The 20167-nt window shown below is 66.5% G+C and carries 21 protein-coding genes and 2 pseudogenes; 8 read left to right on the forward strand and 15 right to left on the reverse strand.

The annotated features are described in order from the left end of the window. Window positions 1-169, forward strand: a 169-nt coding sequence (locus A9X03_RS08440) for an SDR family oxidoreductase (protein WP_156736217.1), incomplete at its 5' end; no start/stop codon positions are given. On the opposite strand, the gene A9X03_RS08445 is transcribed toward A9X03_RS08440, so the two are convergent. The 6 genes from A9X03_RS08445 to A9X03_RS08465 form a co-directional block, all read right to left on the reverse strand. After that, on the reverse strand, window positions 166-2994 hold the full coding sequence (locus A9X03_RS08445; protein ID WP_067779051.1) for an RND family transporter: 2829 nt from the start codon (window positions 2992-2994) through the stop codon (window positions 166-168). The genes A9X03_RS08440 and A9X03_RS08445 overlap by 4 nt on opposite strands. Further along, on the reverse strand, window positions 2991-3389 hold the full coding sequence (locus A9X03_RS08450; protein ID WP_067756848.1) for an MmpS family transport accessory protein: 399 nt from the start codon (window positions 3387-3389) through the stop codon (window positions 2991-2993). Before A9X03_RS08450 ends, A9X03_RS08445 begins: the two co-directional genes overlap by 4 nt. A gap of 221 nt (window positions 3390-3610) precedes the next feature. After that, window positions 3611-4045 carry a hypothetical protein gene (locus A9X03_RS08455; protein ID WP_067779054.1) on the reverse strand — a complete coding sequence of 145 codons (435 nt, stop codon included), beginning with the start codon at window positions 4043-4045 and terminating at the stop codon, window positions 3611-3613. Between the two features lie 254 nt (window positions 4046-4299). Then, complete coding sequence (locus tag A9X03_RS08460) at window positions 4300-4785, reverse strand: MarR family transcriptional regulator (protein ID WP_067756842.1); 486 nt, start codon at window positions 4783-4785, stop codon at window positions 4300-4302. 169 nt (window positions 4786-4954) lie between these two features. Further along, window positions 4955-5131: a hypothetical protein gene (locus A9X03_RS29720; protein ID WP_197505015.1), complete on the reverse strand. Its 177-nt coding sequence runs from the start codon at window positions 5129-5131 to the stop codon at window positions 4955-4957. A 21-nt stretch (window positions 5132-5152) separates the two neighbouring features. After that, window positions 5153-6586: a hypothetical protein gene (locus tag A9X03_RS08465; protein WP_068260542.1), complete on the reverse strand. Its 1434-nt coding sequence runs from the start codon at window positions 6584-6586 to the stop codon at window positions 5153-5155. A 67-nt stretch (window positions 6587-6653) separates the two neighbouring features. On the opposite strand from A9X03_RS08465, the gene A9X03_RS08470 reads away from it, so the two are divergent. After that, the gene (locus A9X03_RS08470; protein ID WP_068260545.1) at window positions 6654-7487 is read left to right on the forward strand and encodes an SDR family oxidoreductase; all 834 of its coding nucleotides are present in this window, start codon (window positions 6654-6656) and stop codon (window positions 7485-7487) included. Window positions 7488-7495: 8 nt separating this feature from the next. On the opposite strand, the gene A9X03_RS08475 is transcribed toward A9X03_RS08470, so the two are convergent. Beyond that, the gene (locus A9X03_RS08475; protein ID WP_067756833.1) at window positions 7496-8101 is read right to left on the reverse strand and encodes a hypothetical protein; all 606 of its coding nucleotides are present in this window, start codon (window positions 8099-8101) and stop codon (window positions 7496-7498) included. A 43-nt stretch (window positions 8102-8144) separates the two neighbouring features. Continuing rightward, window positions 8145-8240, reverse strand: a pseudogene (locus A9X03_RS30140) (glycogen/starch/alpha-glucan phosphorylase); the annotation flags it as partial. Between A9X03_RS30140 and A9X03_RS30145 the strand changes: the two are divergent. After that, the gene (locus A9X03_RS30145) at window positions 8200-8460 is read left to right on the forward strand and encodes a glycogen/starch/alpha-glucan phosphorylase (RefSeq protein ID WP_369831202.1); all 261 of its coding nucleotides are present in this window, start codon (window positions 8200-8202) and stop codon (window positions 8458-8460) included. The pseudogene A9X03_RS30140 and the gene A9X03_RS30145 overlap by 41 nt on opposite strands. Here the strand turns inward: A9X03_RS30145 and A9X03_RS08480 are convergent. Together A9X03_RS08480 and A9X03_RS08485 are read right to left on the reverse strand one after the other, a co-directional pair. Further along, window positions 8423-10580: pseudogene (locus A9X03_RS08480) on the reverse strand (glycogen/starch/alpha-glucan phosphorylase); the annotation flags it as partial. The gene A9X03_RS30145 and the pseudogene A9X03_RS08480 overlap by 38 nt on opposite strands. A 251-nt stretch (window positions 10581-10831) precedes the next feature. Next, window positions 10832-11155 carry a multidrug efflux SMR transporter gene (locus A9X03_RS08485; RefSeq protein ID WP_082950130.1) on the reverse strand — a complete coding sequence of 108 codons (324 nt, stop codon included), beginning with the start codon at window positions 11153-11155 and terminating at the stop codon, window positions 10832-10834. Between the two features lie 67 nt (window positions 11156-11222). Between A9X03_RS08485 and A9X03_RS08490 the strand changes: the two genes are divergently transcribed. From A9X03_RS08490 to A9X03_RS08505, 4 genes are read left to right on the forward strand one after another with little or no spacing between them, the layout of a single operon-like run. Then, on the forward strand, window positions 11223-12140 hold the full coding sequence (locus A9X03_RS08490) for an alpha/beta hydrolase (protein ID WP_082974450.1): 918 nt from the start codon (window positions 11223-11225) through the stop codon (window positions 12138-12140). Then, entirely contained in the window at window positions 12137-12565 is a 429-nt protein-coding gene (locus A9X03_RS08495; protein ID WP_068260551.1) for a DoxX family protein, read from the forward strand. The genes A9X03_RS08490 and A9X03_RS08495 overlap by 4 nt, the downstream gene beginning before the upstream one ends. A 45-nt stretch (window positions 12566-12610) precedes the next feature. After that, a complete protein-coding gene (locus A9X03_RS08500; protein WP_068260554.1) occupies window positions 12611-13411 on the forward strand; it encodes an SDR family NAD(P)-dependent oxidoreductase in 801 nt (266 codons plus the stop codon). Next, complete coding sequence (locus A9X03_RS08505; protein ID WP_068260557.1) at window positions 13412-14371, forward strand: phosphotransferase family protein; 960 nt, start codon at window positions 13412-13414, stop codon at window positions 14369-14371. It abuts the gene before it with no gap. A 12-nt stretch (window positions 14372-14383) separates the two neighbouring features. Here A9X03_RS08505 and A9X03_RS08510 read toward each other — a convergent pair whose 3' ends face one another. Then, window positions 14384-14641: a hypothetical protein gene (locus tag A9X03_RS08510; RefSeq protein WP_067891670.1), complete on the reverse strand. Its 258-nt coding sequence runs from the start codon at window positions 14639-14641 to the stop codon at window positions 14384-14386. Window positions 14642-14816: 175 nt separating this feature from the next. Between A9X03_RS08510 and A9X03_RS08515 the strand changes: the two genes are divergently transcribed. Then, a complete protein-coding gene (locus A9X03_RS08515; protein WP_197499047.1) occupies window positions 14817-15515 on the forward strand; it encodes an MspA family porin in 699 nt (232 codons plus the stop codon). 94 nt (window positions 15516-15609) lie between these two features. Here the strand turns inward: A9X03_RS08515 and A9X03_RS08520 are convergent, their stop codons facing one another. Genes A9X03_RS08520 through A9X03_RS08535 form a run of 4 tightly spaced genes read right to left on the reverse strand, consistent with a single transcriptional unit; the run spans window position 15610 to window position 20035 of the window. Further along, a complete protein-coding gene (locus A9X03_RS08520; RefSeq protein ID WP_068260560.1) occupies window positions 15610-16914 on the reverse strand; it encodes an acyl-CoA dehydrogenase family protein in 1305 nt (434 codons plus the stop codon). Next, entirely contained in the window at window positions 16915-18063 is a 1149-nt protein-coding gene (locus A9X03_RS08525; protein WP_068260581.1) for a CaiB/BaiF CoA-transferase family protein, read from the reverse strand. Continuing rightward, window positions 18060-18842: an enoyl-CoA hydratase/isomerase family protein gene (locus A9X03_RS08530; protein ID WP_067889965.1), complete on the reverse strand. Its 783-nt coding sequence runs from the start codon at window positions 18840-18842 to the stop codon at window positions 18060-18062. Before A9X03_RS08530 ends, A9X03_RS08525 begins: the two co-directional genes overlap by 4 nt. After that, a complete protein-coding gene (locus tag A9X03_RS08535) occupies window positions 18839-20035 on the reverse strand; it encodes an acetyl-CoA C-acetyltransferase (protein ID WP_231975369.1) in 1197 nt (398 codons plus the stop codon). The genes A9X03_RS08530 and A9X03_RS08535 overlap by 4 nt, the downstream gene beginning before the upstream one ends. Window positions 20036-20167: the final 132 nt, after the last annotated feature.

Raw genomic sequence — 20167 nt, forward strand, 5'->3', positions numbered from 1 at the left:
CAGGGCGCCGGAGAACCCGAACTACGACCTGATCATGCGCACCGCTTCCCCGCGCGGCATGATGCAGCCCGTCGACGTGGCGAACGTCATCGCCTTCCTGGCGAGCGACGCCGCGGCCGCCGTCCACGGTGCCGTTTATCGCGTCGACAACGGCAAGGGCGCCGGCTAGCGCGCCGCCGCCGGGCGGGTGCGCACCAAAGTCGGCCACCAGAACCACGGCCCGAGGATTCGCAGGATGCTCGGCACCACGAACGAACGCACGATCAGCGTGTCGAGCAGCAGGCCGATGCACACGGTCGAGCCCACCTGACCGATGGTGCGCAGGTCGCTGGTGAGCATCGCGAGCATGGTGAAGGCGAACACCAAACCGGCGGACGTCACGACGCCGCCGGTGCTGCCGAGGGCCCGGATGAGACCAGTGTGAATTCCGCCGTGCAACTCCTCTTTCACCCTGTTGATCAGCAGCAGGTTGTAGTCCGACCCGACGGCCACCAGGATGATGAACGTCAACGGCAGGACCAGCCAGTGCAGGTGCAGGCCGATGAGGTGTTGCCAGACCAGGATGGAAAGCCCGAACGCGCCGGCATAGGAGAACGCCACGGTGCCGGGAATCACGAACGCCGCCACCAGACTTCGCGTGATGAACATCATGATCAGGAAGATCAGCACGAAGGCTGCGATGGCCGCGATCATGAGGTCGGACATCGCGTATTCCTTGATGTCCTTGTCGTTGGATCCCGAACCGCCGATGTAGATCCGCGCGCCCGCCAGCGAGGTCTCTTTCAGGATCGTTTTGATCGCGTCGGGGAACTGTGCGACGTGCTCGACCCCTTCGGGGCCCATCGCGTCGCCCTCGTGGGTGACGATGAAACGGGCCGCCTTGCCGTCCGGCGACATCATCAGCTTCATGCCGGTCTTGACGTCCTCGTTGTCGAATCCCTCGTGCGGGATGTAGAAGAAGTCGTCGCTGCGGGACTTGTCGAAGTCGTTCCCGACGTTGATCAGATCATCGAAAGTCTGCTCCGTTTGCACGGTTTGCAGATCGGCGGATCCGTAGCTGTTGACCAATTTCGACTGCAGTGCCTCGGTATCGTCGGCGGTGGCTTTCAGTTGGGCGATGATCTGCGGGAAGGTCTTGTCCACCTCCTGCAGCGACACCTTCGCATCCGCGATGTCGTCGGCCAGCTTGTCGATCTGATCGATGGTCTCGAACAGCGAACGGAACGTCCAGCAGATGGGAATGTCGAAACAGTGTCTCTCCCAATAGAAGTAGCTCTTGATCGGGCGGAAGAAGTCGTCGACGTTGGAGACCTCGTCGCGGATGTCGTCGCTGACCCGTTGTAGGTCCTCGACGGTCAGGACCGTCTGGTGCAGTTCGTCGGACACCTTCTGGAAGAAGCCGATCTCCTTGCGCAACACCTCGACCGAGTGCGCCTGGATGTCGGCCTGCGCGTCGGTGTTGGAGTTCTGCTCCCGGTTGAACGGGAGCTGTTGTCCGTTGCCGCTGCCCTGCGTGGTGAACAGGTAGGGGATGCTGGCGTGCTCGAGCGCGCGGCCCAACGGCCGCGTCATGCCTTGCACCATCGCCACACCGTGCAGACGGATCAGGGCTCTGGCTACCCGGTCCAGCGAGATGAAGTCGGCCGAGTTGCGCATATCGTGATCGGTTTCGACCATCAGCATCTCGGAGAAGAGCTTGCTCTTCGGGAAGTGCCGGTCGGCCGCCTGGAAGCCCAAATTGGCTGGCGCACTGGCCGGCTGGTACTGCCTGTCGTCGTAATTCTGCCGGTAGGTGGGAACGAAGATCGCCCCGATCATGACGACGGCGGTACTGGCCACCAGGATCGGGACCGGCCAGCGCACCACGCTCGCGCCGATGCGCCGATAGAGGCGACCATGGGTGGGGGTTCTCGGGTCGAACATCCCGAAAAGGCTGCCGACGGTCAGTGCCGCCGGTCCCAGCGTCATCGCCGCGGCGATGGTGAACAGCATGGTGATCGCGACGGCCGGCCCCATGGTGTGGAAGTAGTTCAGGCGCGCGAACGTCAAGCAGTAACACGCGCCGGCAATCGTCAGGCCGGAGCCGATGATGATGGGCGCGACGCCCTTGTACGCGATGTAGAAACTGTCCTCGCGGCTTTCGCCCGCCTGCCGAGCCTCGTGATATCGGCCCATCAGGAAGATGCCGTAATCCGTTCCGGCTCCCAGCGTCAGCGCGATCACGATGTTCACGGCGAACGAGGACAGTTCGATGTATCCGTAATGCCCGAGCGTCGAGACGACGCCCTTGGCGACGAGCATCTCGATGAGCACCCCGAGCAGGGGCACCAAAAGGGTGGACGGGGTGCGGTATACCAGCAGCAGCATCACGACGATGAGGATGATCGTGACGATCGTGACGTTGTTCAGGCTGGCGTTGGCGATGGCGAGCGTGTCGGAGGCCAACGGAGCCGCGCCGCTGACGTAGACCTTCAGGCCGGGCGGGGGCGGGTCTTTTTTGATGATGTCGCGGACGGCGTCCACGGACTGGTTGGCCTGGATCTGCCCGATGTCACCGGCGAGACGCAGGAGCACGTAGGTGCATTTGCCGTCCACGCTCTGCGCCCCCGCCGCGGTGAATGGCTTGCCCCACAGGTCCATTACGTACTGCACATGCCGGGTGTCGTGCTGGAGGCGGCGCATCAGGTCGTCGTAGTACCGGTGGTCGGCGTCTCCCAGCGGTCGGTTCGCCTCGAACACGACCATGGTCAAGTTGGTCGAGTTGGATTCGTGGAACTTCTCACCGATGTGCAGCAGCGCCCGCTGCGAGGGCGCGTAATGCGGGACCATGGGGCCCGCAAGCTCTTCCGCGACCCGCTCCACCTGGGGCATGAAGGTGTTCGTGGTGACCGCGAGAAGACCCCAGAAGAAGATGATCGGGATCGCGAAAGTCCGCACCATCCTGGGGATGAACGGGCGTTTGGGCCGCGTCTCGTCGAGGCGATGCTCGGTCATGCCGACTTCACCCTGCACTCGACGTCGGCGTCCGGATGGTCGTCCGACTGCTCGTCGCGGACCACACCATCCACCAGCATCCGGCAACTCACCTGACCACTGCGAACGTGAACCGAGATGCTTCCGGACGCCACCGAGAGCGTCGTGGTCTCCGTGTGCGACCACGGCAGGGCGGTGAAATCAACCTGGTGCGGATGACCGTCGATGTCGATGTAGACGAGCCTCCCCCCATTGCCGGCGTTGCCGAACACCTCGTAGGTGATCCGTTTGAGATTGAACTGCTCGGGTGCCTGTGGACCGTTGACGGTGATGACCGGCTCCGGTTCGGAGAACTGGTGCACCTTGTACATGCACAGCAGGCCCACCCCGACCGCGATGACGGTGACCAACGGCATCCAGCCTCGTTGCAAGACAGTCCTGCCGACTGAACGACGGCTCACTCCATCACCTTTCGCGACCTCGTCCTACCCACCGCGTTCTCGCGTCCCCGCCCGTGGACCGCGGGACGGCCGCATATCAATCTGGTTGACATACGGCGATAAAGAGATTACTACCTGCGGCACGGAACGCGAACTCGAGAGGTTGTGACTGACGCCTGCCAACGGGCCTGCGGTCCTCATGACGCGACGGATGCCGTGCGCAGACGCCTTTTCAGCCGGGCGCTGCTGAGCAGGCGAAGCGCGAGGTTCGATGAGGTGAGCATGGGTATCACCCCGAGGAATGTCCGCTCGGACGGAGTGGCCCCGTGCAGGTGGTAGAGGCTGCCGAACACGTAAAAGCAACCGAGCATGAACAACGCACCGGGGATGCACAGCGCCATGACCGAGGCGCGGTCGGACACGACCTGACGCGCATAATCCAGCTCTTCGGGCGACATCGGTTGCCGCTTGCGCAACTTGCGGACCACTTCTTTCGCGCTGCCGATTTCCTCGGCGATCGGCGGGGGCCTGCGCCGCTCCAGGCGTCGAACGTAGACGGCCGCGACGGAGGCCAGGGTGACGGCCAGTGCGAGGGAAACGACGGTGAGTAGTCCAAACAAGCCCAGAGTCACTGCTCCGCTCCTTCGTGTGCCCGGGTATGTGAGCCGATGCCATCATGGGCCGCCGCGGCCGCCGCGTCGATCCTCGCGGCGACGGCTGCCGGCGGGGCGTCGCTTCCCACGCTCATTTTCATATCATGTGGATGATGCAGCCCGTCAAGCGGAACGCGGGCCGAGCAGGCTATCACTTGCCGGTTTCGCCGAGCAAAGGCCCGGGTCACCCAATCTTTACATAGTGGGCATTATGCAGATTGGTGGCTGCGCGCTCACTTTGCCGCATCGGCGGGGTGCGGTGCCTCGGAGGCCGCGATGTCGAGTAGTTGACGCAGGATTGGCATGGCGACCTGCGCGGCCAGCCACAACGTCAGCGCATCCTCGGTGGAAAGCCCGGTCAGCAGCGCGGCCAGACGCTCCCTGCGGCGGTCCGTGCGCAGGTCCCAGAGCTCCCGGCCCGCGTCGCTGATGGCGACCAGGGCTGCCCGGCCATCCTCGGGATCGCTCAGCCGCTCGAGCAGTCCTTGGCGTTCCATCCGCTGGACCAGCTGGGTCATCGCCGGTTGGCTCGTGTCCTCGGCCGCGGCGAGAGCCGTCAGCCGCATGGGACCCTCCCGGTTGACCCTGTTGAGCACCAGCGTCGCGCTTGCGCTCAATTCCTTGCGGTTGGACAGCAAATACCGCCAGGTCAGATCGGTGCCCGTGTCGATCATCTCGGCGACGGCCTTGGCCATGTCGGCGACCGGTTGTCTTGCCATAATCGCCCGAATGTATCACCCATCGGATGCAGATCGGTCCAAAGCAAACTCGCATCCACAGCAAAACCGCGCGGATTACGCGTCGGCAGAGGCGAATACCGCTGGCCCAGGCGGCCTCGGGTGAGCGTGATGCATCACACGGAAAATGCTTTGCGCACGCCGCGTCAGATCACCGCTTCCGGGCGTTGACGACGTCGCGGATGATCAGCCCCACCACGACGGCCAGGCCGACGGGCACCAGAACCCGGAAGACGGCCGAGGCGTGCGAGTAGAGCAACGCGTACGCGATCACCCCGATCACCACCATGGCGAGCAGGATGCCCCGGTTGATCCCGTCCGTGCTCATCCGCAAGACCTTACTTCTCCGTCAGAATCCGAAGTCGCCGCCACCGGAACCCGAGCTGCCGCCGCCGAAATCGGAGCCGCCGGCCGAGTCCCATCCGCCGCCGAAATCCACGTCTCCGCCGCCGGAGTACGAGCTGTCGTTGCCGCCGAACCCGGAGTCGTAACCGCCTCCGAACCCGACGTCGCCTTGCTGGCTGTCGTAGCCGGCGCTTTGCCCGCTGTCGTAGTTCGCGTCCGCATACGCAGAGTCCCGGCCGGCCTCGAAGCCGCGGTCGTACCCGCCGCCCCAATGGTCGTCCAGCAGCGCATCCATCAAGAGCACGTCGGTGAGAGCCCAACCCCAACCCGGACCCCAGAACGCGTACGGGTAATAACCCGGGTAGAAGAACATCCCGTTGTAGTAACCGCCGCCGTAGTAGTGCGGATAACCGGGCTGCGGGGTGGCGCTGTAGTTGTTGTTGTTGATCGTCACGTAATCGCCGGTATCGGGATTCCTCGTCCGCACCGAGGCCTGCTTCCGGTCGCCCGCCGGCACCGAGGAGACGTCGGCGACGTTAGGCGCGGCCCGGCCCGGGTACAGCTTCTGGTTGGCTTTGGCCACCGTCGACTCCACCACCCTCAGGTGCGCGCGTGCCGCGCCATAGTCACCCTTCTCGTAGGCCTGCCGCGCGTCGTAGAGGCTCGCATTGGCCTTCGTCTGCTCGGCGCTGACGTCCGTGTCGCTGTTGGTGAGTACCGCATTGTCGAGGTCGCTGACATCCGAGGTGACGGTGATCAACTCCTGCTTGATCTGTTCCTTGGTGTCGGTGTCCTTGCGGCGCTTGCGGTTCCGGTTCACCGCGAACCAGATCAGGCCGATCACGGCGACACCGATGGCGATGATCGCCAGCGCGGTCCACAGCGCGGATCCCTGGTTGTGGTTCTTCTGCACCGCGGGTGAGGTCACCGCCGGTGCGCCGGAGGACGCAGCCACCGTCGACATCTTGCTGACGAATTCACTGCTCGCGCCGTACGGGTCGTTTCGGTGGTCCCTGGCGGACTGGCTCATGACCGGATCGACGCTGTCCGCGATCGCCCTGGGCACGTTGTAGGCGCGCACGTGGTAGCCCCGGGAGTCGATGACCAGAATGATCCCGCTGAATCCGGGATCGCGCCCGAGGATGACGTTGTGAATGGCATCCGGGGTGGTCACGCCGGTCTGGTTGGACGCCACCGCCGCCACCCAGATCGGCGGTCGCGAAGCCCACGCCCACCGGGTGCTCAGGATTTGGTCGTTCAGCCGATCCGGGTTCTGCAACGGCGGATTCGCCCCCGGGTCGGCCAACACGTGGGTCTGCGCGCTGAACTTGTCCACCAGCTGGTTTGTGTAGGTGTCGGCCGAGGCCGACGGCGCCAGCAGCATCGCCAGCGCCACCGTCAACGGGGCCAGCACAAGCCCTCGGAATCGTAGGGTCACTTTCCTCCTGCCGGGTGTCGATGACTCGATCCTTGCGGTGAGCGAAGAAAACGTCCACTGTCGACCGATGGTTGACCGTCGTACCCTTGACGGCGTGAACGCCCGGCGCAGCCCGTTCCGGACCGATCTGCTGCAGGGCAAGGCGGCCCTGATCACCGGCGGGGCCACGGGTCTCGGCCTCGAGATCGCGCGGGTGCTGGGCAGCCACGGCGCCCGGATCGCGATCTGCAGCCGCAAGGAAGCCAACCTCGAGGCGGCGGTTGAGGTGTTGCGGGAGGCCGGGATCGAGGCCGTCTACGGCGTCTGCGACGTGCGGAGCCACGATGAGGTGACCGCCGTCGTCGAGGACGTGATCCGGGCCTTCGGCCGGCTCGACGTCGTCGTCAACAATGCCGCAGGGAACTTTCCCGTCCCGGTCAGCGGCCTGAGCGCAGGCGGCTTCAAAGCCGTGGTCGACATCGACCTGCTGGGGACGTTCAACGTGTCGAAGGCGGCTTACGAGCTATGCCTGCGGGAAAACGGTGGATCCGTCGTGAACATCAGCGCGGCGACCCAGTACCGCGGCATGGCCTTGCAGGCGCACGTGGTGTCGGCCAAGGCCGGCGTCGACGCGTTCACCCGCGCCTGTGCCATCGAGTGGGGGCCGGACGGCGTCCGCGTGAATGTCGTTGCGCCCGGGGCGATGTCGGGAACCGAGGGCGTGAAGAGGATCACCGGCGACAACCAACATCGCGCCACGCAGAACCCATTGCGCCGGGCGGGTTCGACCACCGAGGTCGCCGAGGCGGTGCTCTTCCTCGCCAGCGACGCCGCGTCCTATGTCACCGGGGCGACCCTGGTTGTCGACGGCGGTGGATGGCTGACCGCCAGCGGGGTGCCGGATCTTCCCGGCTATCAATAGATTCGGCTCTACTCGAGGTATCCGCGGGGGAGCACCGAGAAGTCCACGCACGCCGCGGCCAAAACGTCACCCAGATGAGGGCCGACCGGCGCGGCGAGGGTGAGCATCGCGCCCGCCGATGGCGCCTTCAGGGTGGCGACGTTGTGGTTGGTCAGCAGTTGGATGGCCTCGGATTCGATGTCGCTCCAACCGGTGTGGACGGTCATCAGGGTCAGCACACCCAGGGCCTCGCCGGACGGCGACAGCAGGCGGTGATGCCAGGCGCCGTCGGCCTTGTGCCCCGTGTGCGGCCGAACCACCGCCAGCACGGTGCCGCCGCCGTCTTCCAAGCGCGCGGCGCCGTCGGCAGGGACGATCTTTCCCACGGGTGTGTTCTGGTTGGTGATGGTGGTCGTCGCGGCGACCGCGATCTTGAGCTCGTCGCCGTTGGCCGCCGTCAGGGTGTACTCGCTCTTGCCGCCGTTCTTGAAGCCCAACAGGACCGCGGCGCCGCCCTTTTGCTGGGCGCGCGCCAGTTCGGTGCCGTCGGGCGTGGCGAGCGTGACCCGCAGGGCGTTGGACGTCGACCTCGAGACGCGCGCGAGGACGACCGTTGCATCGCCGATAATCGACATGGCGAGATCCTAGGCTCGCGTGGGGCGATTATGAGCAGGTTCGTCACATCTTCACGGTCAACGGCCACACGTTCCAGATGTCGTCGCAGTACTCGGTGATGGCCCGATCCGACGAGAATTTCCCGCTGCGCGCGGTGCTGGATCTGATTGCCGGCGGCACCTTCTCGGGCGGGGACACCGAGGTGTTCCGGCCGCTGGTGGACAACCTGCGCCATGACGACCCCTTCCTGGTTTGCGCCGACTACGCGTCGTACGTGAGCTGCCAGGAGCGGGTGAGCGCCGCGTGGCAGGACCGGGAGTCGTGGACCAAGATGTCGATCCTGAACACCGCGCGCAGCTCGGCGTCGCCGTCGATGTAGTCGGCCGGGCGGTACCCGCTCGCCTTGACCGCCTCGACCTCCTGCTCGGTCAGGCCGAACAGGAAGAAGTTCTCCGCACCCACCTCGTCGCGCATCTCCACGTTCGCGCCGTCGAGCGTGCCGACCGTCAGCGCGCCGTTGATCATGAACTTCATGTTCCCGGTGCCCGACGCTTCCTTGCCCGCGGTGGAGATCTGCTCGGACAGGTCGGCGGCGGGGTAGATCATGTGGGCGTTCTGCACGTTGAAGTTGGGCACGAACGCGACCCTCAGGAATCGGTTGACGTCCGGGTCGGCGTTGACGGTTTCCCCAACGGCGTTGATCAGCTTGATGATTCGCTTCGCCATGAAGTACCCGGGCGCCGCCTTGCCGCCGAAGATGAAGGCACGCTGCGGAATGGACAGGCCGGGGTTCTGCTTGAGCCGGTGGTACAGCGCCACGACGTGCAGCACGTTGAGATGCTGACGCTTGTACTCGTGGATGCGCTTGACCTGGACGTCGAACATCCAGTCCGGATTGAGTTCGACGCCGGCCACCGAGCGGATGTACTTGGCCAGGCGCGCCTTGTTATTGCGTTTGATGTCACGCCATTCCCGCCGGAAGGCGGCGTCCTCGGCGAATGGCTCCAGGCCGCGCAGAAGTCCCAGATCGGTCAACCAGCCGTCACCGACGGTGCGGTCCAACAGTTCCCGGAGCCCGGGATTGGCCAGCGCAAGGAAGCGGCGCGGCGTCACGCCATTGGTCTTGTTGCTGAAACGCTCGGGCCACATCTCGTAGAAGTCATTGAGCACACTGCTTTTCAGGAGCTCCGAGTGCAGGGCGGCGACGCCGTTGATGGCGTGGCTGCCCACCGTGGCCAGGTGCGCCATTCGGACGTTCTTACCGCCGTTTTCGCCGATGAGCGACATCCGGCCGATCCGCTCCTCGTCACCGGGGAACCGGGCGCGCACCGCGTCGAGGAACCGGCGGTTGATTTCGTAGATGATCTCGAGATGGCGCGGTAGCGCTTCCGCGAAGAGCTCCAGCGGCCAGGTCTCCAGCGCCTCCGGCAGCAGGGTGTGGTTGGTGTAGCCGAACGTGGCGACCGTGATTTCCCACGCCTCGTCCCAGTCCAGCTGTCGCTCGTCGACAAGCAACCGCATCAGTTCGGCGACGCCGATCGAGGGATGGGTGTCGTTGAGCTGCACGGCAAACCGCTGGGGTAGCTCCCTGACGGAGACGTCGGCCAGGTCGTCCATGATGTGCAGCACGTGTTGCAGGGAGCACGACACGAAGAAGTACTGCTGCAGCAGGCGCAACTGTTTGCCCGCCTCCGGCTCGTCGTTCGGATACAGCACCTTGGTGACCGTTTCCGACATCACCTCGTCTTCGACGGCGCCGTAGTAGTCACCGGTGTTGAACGCTTCCAGCGCGAAAGACTTGACGGCCCGTGCGCTCCACAACGTCAGCACGTTGCAGGTGTTCACCCCGTAACCCTGGATGGGGGTGTCATAGGCGACGCCCTTGAGCACCCGCCCCGGCACCCACCGGACGCGATCATGGCCGCCGTCGTCCGTGTAGTGCGCGGCGTAGCCGCCCCACTTGACCAGGTAGTTGACGTCGGGTTTGGCGATCTCCCAGGGGTTTCCGTGGTCGAGCCAGTTGTCGGTCTGTTCGACCTGCCAGCCGTCGTGGATCTCCTGGTCGAAAATGCCGAACTCGTAGCGGATTCCGTAACCGATCGCCGGCCGCTCCAGGGTGGCCAGCGAGTCCAGATAGCACGCGGCCAGCCGGCCGAGGCCGCCGTTGCCCAGTCCCGGTTCCTCTTCGCACGCCAGTACGGTGTCGAGGTTCTGGCCCATCGCCGCCAGCGCCTCCCGGGCCGCGCGCTCCATGCCGAGGTTCAGCAGATTGTTGCCCAGTTGCGGCCCCATCAGGAATTCCGCCGACAGGTAGCAGGTCACCTTGCGGCCGAGATCGAGCGAGGTTTGCGTCGAGACCACCCGGCGGTCCTGCATGCGGTCGCGCACGGCCAGGGCGAGTGCCCGGTAGTAGTGCTCGGGCCGCCGGGCCGCGGCTGGGCGGCCGATGGAGTAGCGCAGGTGGTCGTTGATGGCCCGCTGCAGTGCGGCCGCGCTCATCCCGGTGCGCGAGTGCTCAACCAGATCCGCCCGCGTAGGGCTGGCGGGAGAGACTCCGTCGGGGGGTGTCTGTTCGACATCGGTCATGGTGGTCCTGCTCCCTAGAGGTTGCCGCAATATCAACCGAGCCGCCCGGGGGACGGCAGAGCGTCAGTCTGGCAGCGATGTTTGCACACCAGGCGCGCGGTTGAAGGCCGTTGCGTAAACAGCAGCTCACGGGCCGGCGACGAAACGGCGGCCCACGCCTAGCCTCAATGGGCGCCGGAGAGGTTCAACGTGACCACGCCGGCGATGATCAACCCGACGCCGACGACCTTCGCGACAGACACCGGCGAGCCGAGAAACAACACGGCGATCAGCACGATCAGGGCGGTGCCGATCGCCGACCACAACGCGTAGGCGACGTCTGTCTGCATGCCGCGCGCGATCGACAGCGCCAAGAGCGCGAACGAGACGGCGTAGCCGGTCAGGCAGATGACCGTCGGCCACAGTCGGGTGAAACCCTCCGTGCTCTTGAGCAGGCTGGTCGCGATCACCTCCGCGACGATGGCGCAGAGGAGAAACACATAGGTCAAGACGCCTCCTTGCGTGTGGACGTACATGTATGTGTGTACAGGACGGGTCGTGGAAGGATTGCGCCGTATGACGTTTGCCGCGCAGCCGTTGACGTTCGACGTCGGTGACGTGATCGGGGAGCGGGCGTCGCTTGCGGCGACCCACTATCCGGCGCGCGGCGAGCCGCTCGGGCTCCTGGTTTGCCTGCCGGGCGGCACTTACAGCCGCGACTACTGGGACCTGCGTATTCCCGGGCGGCATGGGTACAGCTTCGCCGAGTTCGCCTCGGGCAACGGCTATGACGTAGTGACCATCGATCCGCTGGGCACGGGTGAAAGTTCGCAACCGGCAGGGGATTTCGGCTTTCCTGACATCGCCGCCACGCTGGCGCACGCCGTGTCCGCGTTGCCCGCCGCAATCGGAGTCCACGCGCCGCCGGTGGCCCTGGCGCATTCCCTCGGCGGCTACCTGGCCATCACCCAGCAAGCGCTGTTCTGCAGCTACGCCGCGCTGGCCCTGCTCGGCTGCACCAATCAGCACGTCGCGCAGCTGAACCTGGACCCCGCATTCATCGCCCGGTCGGCGACCGCGCGTGGACGCGCCGACCTCGAGCGGGAGATCCTCGCCGCCTTGCCGCAGCCCTACTTCGAGGGCCCGCGCGAGTATCTGCAGAGCTGGTTTCACCTCGCCGACGTCCCCGCCGACGTCGTCGCGGCGGACTGCGTCGTCGCGAAATCGCTGGTGCCGCGCGTGTTCGGGACCGCCATGATTCCCGGCGTCGTCGCCGAGCGCGCCGCACAGATCGAGGTTCCGGTGTTGATCGGCTACGGCGCCGTCGACGTGTCGCCAGATCCGCGCGCCGAGGCCGGCCTGTATCGCGCCTGCCCCGACATCACCACACTGGTCCTGGCCGACAGCGCGCACTGCCACAACATGGCGTCGAGCCGGCATCGGCTCTGGCGGCGCCTGCTCGACTGGACCGCGACCGTAACCTCTGGATCGTGACGAAGGATCTGAGCCGCTACGCCCCGGCGGTGCTGAGTGTGTTTCGCATTGTCTACGGTCTGGTGTTCGCCGCCTACGGATCGAGGAGCCTGTTCGATTGGCCGGTGGCGTCGCCGGTTCGCGTCGAGTTCGGCTCATGGCCCGGCTGGTACGCCGGGCTCATCGAAGTCGTCGCGGGTGTGCTGATCGCCGCCGGACTGTTCACCCGTGCCGTCGCATTCGTGGCCTCGGGAGAGATGGCGGTCGCCTATTTCTGGATCCACCAGCCACAAGCGCTCTGGCCGGTCGCCGATCCGCCGGCGGGCAACGGCGGCGGCTTGTCGATCCTGTTCTGCTTCGCGTTCTTGCTGCTGGTTTTCACGGGTGGCGGGAGCTACTCGATCGACGCGCTACGCGGGAGGGCACTTCCCCTCAACCGGCGATAATGGCATTCTCTGATACGGAGAAGCCATTTCCGTAGGAGGTCGAGGATGAGCGCGGACCAACGGTGCGATGGGATGGTGGCCCTCGTCACCGGCAGCAGCCGGGGGCTGGGCAAGGCGATCGCCGCACGGCTCGCCACGCGCGGTGCCACGGTAGCGCTGACCGCCCGCACGATGGACCCGGACCCCAAGTACCAGGGCTCGTTGGGCGAGACCCTGGCCGAGATCGTCGCCGGCGGCGGGAAGGCCGTCGCGGTCCAAGCCGACCTATCGCGGCCCGAGGAACGGGAAAGGCTGTTCGCCGAAGTGGTCAGCGCCGTCGGCGCCCCCGACATCCTGGTCAACAACGCGGCGGTGACCTTCCTGCGGCCCCTGGAAGGCTTCCCGGAACGGCGGGCCCGCCTGATGATGGAGATGCATGTCCTCGGCCCATTGCAGTTGAGCCAGTTGGCGATTCCCGCAATGCGGGAGCGCGGGCGGGGCTGGATCCTGAACCTGACCTCGTTGGGCGGTGACCTGCCACCGGGCCCGCCGTTCTCCGAGTTCGACCGCACCGCGGGCTTCGGCTTCTACGGGACGGTCAAGGCCGCGCTCAACCGGCTGACGAAAAGCCTTGCGGCCGAACTGTACGACGACGGGATCGCCGTCAACGCCGCCGCTCCCAGCAATCCCGTGGCCACGCCCGGGGCCGGCGCCCTCGACCTGGCCAAGACCGACACCGAAGACATCGAACTGATCACCGAGACGGCCTTCCGGCTGTGTACAGGTGACCCGAAGATCCTGACCGGACGCATCGCGCACACCCAGCCCTTCCTCGCCGAGGTCGGCTGGACCAGGTCGGCCGGCTGAATGGCCGAACTGGACTTAGACGAGCTGCGGCGGCGCCTGGCGGGCGCCGGAATCACCGGCGTCGCACCGATTTCCGGGGGCGCCTCCAGCCTCACCTTCCGGGGCGCCCTGGACGGGCGGCCCGCGGTGATCAAGGTCGCCCCGCCCGGGGTCGAACCGGTCGCGCATCGCGACGTGCTGCGGCAGGCCCGCCTCATGAAAGCCCTTGCGGGCAGCGCGGTTCCGGTGCCCGAGGTGTTATGGGAGGACCCGGGGAAACCGCCACACACACCGCCGCTGTTCGTGATGTCACACGTTGAAGGCGAATGTGTCGAACCGCTTTTCGACGGTTGCACCGGCGGCGCCGGCTTGGCCGAGCGGTACCGCAATGCATGCCGGGCCATGGCCGCGTTGCACGGTTTGCGGCCCGGCGAAATCGGCCTGGGTGATGAACCGATTGTCGATGCGGTCGCAGAAGTCTGGCGTTGGTCCGAGACGCTGCAGACCGTCGATGCGGCGCTGGTGCCCGATTGGCCCGGGGTGCGCGACGCGTTGTTGGGTTGCGCGCCAACGCCCATGGGGCCGAGCGTGGTGCACGGTGACTTCCGTCTGGGCAACCTGATGGCGACCGGCTCGTGCATCAACGCGGTGATCGACTGGGAGATCTGGTCGGTGGGCGATCCGCGGATCGACGCCGGCTGGTTCCTGATCAACTGCGACCCGGACACGTACCGGCGCGTTGCGCGCTCGACGGCCGAGGTGCCCCCCGTCGCCGAACTCGCCGACATCTATCGGAAAGAACTGGGCCGCAACATCACCGACGTGGCCTGGTTCCGCGCGCTCGCCTGCTTCAAATCGGCGGCGACGTGGTCGCTGATCGTCAAGCACAATCGGCGACGAGCGGCCCCGCGAGCGGAACTGGAAGCGATGGCGACAACGCTGCCGGGCTTGCTGGACCGGGCGCGGTCACTGCTGATCTGACGGTGTGGGTGATCAGGCGCAATTGGCGTGGAGATTTTGGCACCACATCCCGACGCCACCCCAGTCACCCGAAGAGCCGACTGAATCTTCGTATGGGTTCGTCATCGTCGTCGGGTACTGGATCTGCCATTCGTCGATCGTCGGGATGTCGTCCACCTGGCCCGGGTCTGGAGACGCGAGCGCCGTTCCGACCGCGAATCCGCCGGCGCCGGTCATGACTGCGACGGCCACCGAACCCACGACAAGTACGGCGGCGAATCTGCGCTTCATGGTCGCGGCCCCTTCCGTCGTTTGCCTGAACTGCCGGCTAACAAAGCCTAATTCTAGCTTCGGCGTCCAAGTCGCATAAGAGTCACGAACACACAACGACTTTGATCGGGCGCCCAGCAAATTTCGCGACTCGAAACGGTAAGTGCGTACGTTGGCGTGCGTGAGGCCGGTAACCGTGGTCGTTCGTCGTGCCCTGGTGGTCGCCGCTTGCCTCGTTTTGTCTGTGGTCACGGCGCCGGCGGCGTCCGGTGATCCCGATGACGGTCCCGAGATCGAGCCTGCCGCTGCGACTTCGGCACCGGCCGATGGGACGGTGCCATCGAATCCCCCCGTCCTGTTGAACACTCCCGACGGCTGGACCCTGGGGCTGGGCGCCAAGGACGAGATGCAAGTCCCGGTGGCACCGCTGACCACCTCCATCGCCTCGCGCGAATACATGGCCAGCGGCATCTTCGTCGGCTCGCTGAAAGGACCGGAAGAGCCCCACGGAATCCTGGAGGTGGGTTACCAGATCGGCTGCGGGATCGATATGAGTACATCCAACGGCGTGATCATGGAGGGTGGCGCCGGCATCATCCCCGGCGTCAGCCCCACCTTCGACACCACCGGTACGTTGCCGCCCCTGCTGCCGTTCGTTTCGACGCCGATGAACGGCGTGATGAGCATCGGAATGAAACCCGGCCTCGTCCTGACGGTGCCGGTGATCAAGAAGAATTTCAAGGGTGCGAACCCCTGGGTGATGATCAGCAACTTCCACATCAAGATCGACGGATGCGTCGGCCAGTCCTTCATCCGTTCCTACGCGGTGCTCACTCGGATGACCGATCTGTCCGACGTGGTGCTGTCGTATGTCGGCGTCACGAAAGCCGTCTAACGCGTACGGTGGCGACCCGCTTCGCCCGGCTCCGCCGCGCTAGCGATCGCCACGGGCCCGATGGTGGCGACCCGCTTCGCCCGGCTCCGCGGCGCTAGCGATCGCCACGCCGCGGGATGCCGGCCAACTTGTCGGCGAACTTGGCCTCGGCCGCCGCGCGCAACCGCAGCAGATGTTCGGACGGGAACAGGTCGGGCGCGGGAGCACGGTCCTTCAGCAGCAAGCGGGCCAGCGTCACCTTGTGCACCTCGGTCGGGCCGTCGGCAAGCCCCAGCACGAACGACTCCACCAGGTACTGCACGAACGGCATCTCGTGGGTGGTACCCAGCGAGCCGTGCAGCTGCAGCGCCCGCGACGACACGTCGTGTAGCACCTTCTGCATCATCGCCTTCACCGCCGAGATGTCTGCCCGCACCGCCTTGTAATCGTTGAATTGGTCTATCTTCCAAGCGGTTTGCAGGGTCAGCAGCCGGAAGGCCTCGATCTCCATCCAGGAGTCGGCGATCATCTCCTGGACGAGTTGCTTGTGCGAAAGCGCCTCGCCCTGCGTGTACCGCGAAACCACCCGCTCGCAGAGCATGTCGAAGATCCGGCGGACCAGGCCGACCGTGCGCATCGCGTGATGAATCCGCCCGCCGCCCAGGCGGGTTTGGGCCACGACAAAGGCCCCGCCCCGCGGACCCAGCATGTGGTCGGTCGGCACCCGGACGTTCTCGTAGCGGACATAGCCCTCGCGCCCGCCGCCCACCGGCTGATAGCCGAGGCCGACGTCGCGCAGCACGTTGATGCCGGGCGTGTCGCCGGGCACGACGAACATCGAATAACGCTGATAGGGCGGCGCTTCGGGATCGGTCATGGCCATCACGATCAGGAATGACGCCATCGAGGCGAATGACGAGAACCACTTCTCCCCGTTGATGATCCAGTGATTCCCGTCCTGCACCGCGGTGGTGCGGAAGACCTTGGGGTCGGCGCCGCCCTGCGGCTCTGTCATCGAGAAGCAGGACACGATGCGGTTGTCGAGCAGCGGCTCGAGATAGCGGACCTTGAGCTCGGGCGTGCCGTAGTGCGCAAGGATCTCGCTGTTGCCGGAGTCGGGGGCCTGGGAGCCGAATACGATCGGCGCGCACTCCGAGCGGCCCAGGATCTCGTTGAGCAGCGCGAGTTTCACCTGGCCGTAGCCCGGGCCGCCCAGGTGCGGCCCGAGGTGGGTGGCCCACAGGCCACGCTCCTTGACGATGTCTTGCAGGGGCGGAATCAGCGCCTGGCGCACCGGGTCGTTGAGGTCATGGGATTCCTTGACGATCAGGTCGATGGGTTCGCACTCTTCGCGCACGAAGTCCTCGACCCATTTGAGTTGCCGTGCCCATTCGGGATCGGTGGAGAAGTCCCACGACATCTATCGGCCCTCTCGGTTGCTTTGTGCCACCACGCCCGCCTGGACAAGCTCGGTGATCTCTTGTGCGTTCAACCCCAGTTCGACCAGCAGCGCGCGCGTGTGATCACCGGGAAGCGATGGCGGTGTCGGGGTGGGCGGCCGGGTGCGGGAGAACCGGGGCGCCGGGGCGGGTTGGGTGACGCCGTCGACGTCGATGAACGTTCGCCGCGCGATGAGGTGCGGGTGCCGTGGCGCCTCGGCCAGCGAAAGCACCGGTGTCGCACAGCATCCCGGGGTATCGAGGAGCCGCTGCCACTCCTCGGTCGACTTCTCGGCGAAGCGGGTGGCCAGGGCGGCGCGATGGGCGGGCCATGCGCCCGGCGCGTCGTCGTCGTGCGGCACGTCGACGCCGAGGCGATCGCACAGCTCTGCGTAGAACTTCGGCTCCATCGCGCCGACGGCGAAGTGGCCACCGTCGGCGGTGGCGTACACGCCGTAGAAGTGGGCGGCCCCGTCGAGCAGATTGTCGTGGCGCCGGTCGCGCCAGGTACCGGCGGGCACCATCCCGAAATACGGCGTCAACAGGGTGGCCACCCCATCGACCATGGCGACATCGAGCACCTGACCCGCGCCGGACTCGCGCGCCTCGAGGATGGCGCTGAGCAGGCCCACGGCCAACAGCATTCCCCCACCACCGTAGTCGCCGACCAGATTCAGCGGCGGCACCGGGGATTCGGCGGGGCCGATGCCGTGCAGGGCGCCCGCCAAAGCGATGTAGTTGATGTCGTGACCGGCGTGGCCGGCCAGCGGCCCGTCCTGCCCGTATCCGGTCATCCGGGCGTAGACCAGACGGGGGTTGCGCCCGCGCAACTCGTCCGGGCCGATGCCGAGTCGTTCGGCCACCCCCGGCCGGTACACGTCGACGAAGGCATCCGCCTCGGCGACCAGGCGATGAACGAGCTCCCTACCGCGAGGGTCCTTGGCGTCGGCGGCGAGCGACCGCTGGCTACGGCGCACCGTGTAGTCGATGGGAAGGGGCCCGTCCACGGCGGCGAGAGCGTCTACGCGGATGACGTCGGCGCCCAAGTCGCCCAACAACATTCCGCAGAACGGGGCAGGCCCCAGGCCGCCCATCATGACGACGCGCACGCCGCGCAGCGGACCCGTCACGACGACCATTTCTTGCGACGCTCGGCCGCCTCGTCGGTGGCATGCGAGATGACCTGGTTGCGGTTCTCCAGCTCCAGCGCCGCCGAGAGGCTGGCGGCGTCGGTGTTGACCTGCAGGGCGCGCTTGGTCAGTTCTGCGCCCAGCGGGGAATGGCTCGCGATGAGCGCGGCCAGCTCGACGGCCCGCTCCGCCAGCCGGTCCGGCTCGACCACCTCGCTCACCAGGCCGCGCCGGTCGGCTTCGGTGGCCGAGACGGTGCGCCCGGTGAGCATCCAGTCGGCGGCCACGCTGGTGCCGACGATGCGCGGCAGGTGGTAGCTCATGCCCATCTCGGCGCCGGAGAGACCGAGCAGGATGGCGGCGTTGCCGAATGATGCGGCGTGCGAACAGATTCGGATATCGGCCGCCAGGCACAACGCGAGCCCGGCCCCGACGCACGGCCCGTTGACGGCGGCGACGACGGGTTGTGGCAACGCCCGCACGGCTTCGGCGAGGGCGGCCATCCGCTCCTGGAAGCGCATCCGGTCCAGCGCGGGCGCGGTGGCATCCAGCATCGAGGGGCCGAAGTCGCGCACGTCGATTCCGGCGCAGAAGCCGCGGCCTGCGCCGGTCAGCACCACGGCGTGCACCGTGCGGTCGGTGGCCAAATCGGCCAGCGCAAGGCGCAATTCGCTTTGCAACGCCTCGTTGATGGCGTTGAGTTGCTTGGGGCGGTTCAGGCGCAGCAGTGCGACCCCCGCGCACGGCCGGTCCAGCTCCAGGGTGTGCGGCACGGTCACACCCGCTCGATGATGGTCGCGGTGCCCATCCCGCCGCCGGTGCACATGGTCACCAGACCCGTTGTCAAATCCCGGCGTTCGAGCTCGTCCAGGAGGGTGCCGATAAGCATCGCCCCGGTGGCGCCGATGGGGTGGCCGAGGGCGATGGCGCCGCCGTTGACATTGACCAGTCCGGGGTCGATGTCGAGATCGCGCATCGTCTTCAGCGGGACCGCGGCGAAGGCCTCGTTGATCTCCCAGAGGTCGATGTCATCGACAGCCATGCCGGCGCGCTGTAGGCAGCGCTGGGCCGCCGGACCGGGGGCGGTCAGCATGATGATCGGTTCGCTACCGATCGCCGCGGCGGCGCGAATCTGTGCGCGCGGGGTGACGCCCGCGGCGTGCATCCAGTTGGAGGACGCGACCAGCACCGCGGCGGCCCCGTCCACCACCCCGGACGAATTGCCCGCGTGGTGCACGTGATCGATGTGGTCGATGCCGGGGTAGCGCTGAGTGCAGATCTCGTCGAATGTGTGCTGCTCGCCGTCGGGGCGGGTGCCACCCATCGCGGCGAAGGCGGGCTTGAGGCGTGCCAACGTCTCGGTGGTGGTGCCGGGGCGCGGGTGTTCGTCGCGCTCGACTGGCCCGTTCGGTGTGGCCACGTCGACGAGCGAGCCCAGGAACCGGCCCTCGTCGATCGCCACGGCGGCGCGCTCCTGGCTCTGCGCGGCGTAGGCGTCAACGGTTTCGCGGGTGAACCCCTCCAGGGTGGCGATCAGGTCGGCCGAAATTCCCTGCGGCACGGTGGGATATCGCTCGCGGAAGTCGGGGTTCTGGCCGTCGATCGTCGGGGCTCCCACGGTGACGCCCCACCGGGACATCGATTCCACCCCGCCGGCGATCACCAGGTCGTCATTGCCGGCGGCGATGGACGACGCGGCGACGGTGACGGCTTGCTGACCGGAACCGCAGAACCGGTTGAGCGTCATCCCCGGCACGGTCTCGGGCCATCCGGCCAGCAGAACCGCGAGCCGCGCGATGTCGTCGCCGTGGTCGCCGCCGAGGATGCCGTTGCCCGCGATCACGTCGTCGACGTCGGCCGGCTCGAATCCGGTCCGCTCGGCGAGCGCGGTGAGGCAACGCGCGAAGAGGGCCTGCGGGTGGACGGCGTGCAGGCCCCCGTCGGGGCGGCCCCGGCCGCGGGGTGTGCGCACCGCATCGAGAATCCAGGCGTCGATGACGGACTCCGATCGTCGGGAGAGCTCACAGATCACCGGTATCGTAAATCGTCTCTCGGCTTTGGAGAACTACCTTCTCCAAATTGGCGAAGGGATTCTCGCGGGGTG

Source organism: Mycobacterium sp. E1715, assembly GCF_001667625.1.
GTDB lineage: Bacteria > Actinomycetota > Actinomycetes > Mycobacteriales > Mycobacteriaceae > Mycobacterium.

What these genes read in the sequence shown, in the direction of transcription:
- A9X03_RS08445 (WP_067779051.1), bottom strand. Translation starts at nt 2,994, where the DNA reads ATGACCGAGCATCGCCTCGACGAGACGCGGCCCAAACGCCCGTTCATC.
- A9X03_RS08450 (WP_067756848.1), bottom strand. Translation starts at nt 3,389, where the DNA reads ATGCCGTTGGTCACCGTCATCGCGGTCGGGGTGGGCCTGCTGTGCATG.
- A9X03_RS08460 (WP_067756842.1), bottom strand. Translation starts at nt 4,785, where the DNA reads ATGGCAAGACAACCGGTCGCCGACATGGCCAAGGCCGTCGCCGAGATG.
- A9X03_RS29720 (WP_197505015.1), bottom strand. Translation starts at nt 5,131, where the DNA reads ATGAGCACGGACGGGATCAACCGGGGCATCCTGCTCGCCATGGTGGTG.
- A9X03_RS08470 (WP_068260545.1), top strand. Translation starts at nt 6,654, where the DNA reads ATGGTTGACCGTCGTACCCTTGACGGCGTGAACGCCCGGCGCAGCCCG.
- A9X03_RS08475 (WP_067756833.1), bottom strand. Translation starts at nt 8,101, where the DNA reads ATGTCGATTATCGGCGATGCAACGGTCGTCCTCGCGCGCGTCTCGAGG.
- A9X03_RS30145 (WP_369831202.1), top strand. Translation starts at nt 8,200, where the DNA reads ATGGCCCGATCCGACGAGAATTTCCCGCTGCGCGCGGTGCTGGATCTG.
- A9X03_RS08490 (WP_082974450.1), top strand. Translation starts at nt 11,223, where the DNA reads ATGACGTTTGCCGCGCAGCCGTTGACGTTCGACGTCGGTGACGTGATC.
- A9X03_RS08500 (WP_068260554.1), top strand. Translation starts at nt 12,611, where the DNA reads ATGAGCGCGGACCAACGGTGCGATGGGATGGTGGCCCTCGTCACCGGC.
- A9X03_RS08505 (WP_068260557.1), top strand. Translation starts at nt 13,412, where the DNA reads ATGGCCGAACTGGACTTAGACGAGCTGCGGCGGCGCCTGGCGGGCGCC.
- A9X03_RS08510 (WP_067891670.1), bottom strand. Translation starts at nt 14,641, where the DNA reads ATGAAGCGCAGATTCGCCGCCGTACTTGTCGTGGGTTCGGTGGCCGTC.
- A9X03_RS08520 (WP_068260560.1), bottom strand. Translation starts at nt 16,914, where the DNA reads ATGTCGTGGGACTTCTCCACCGATCCCGAATGGGCACGGCAACTCAAA.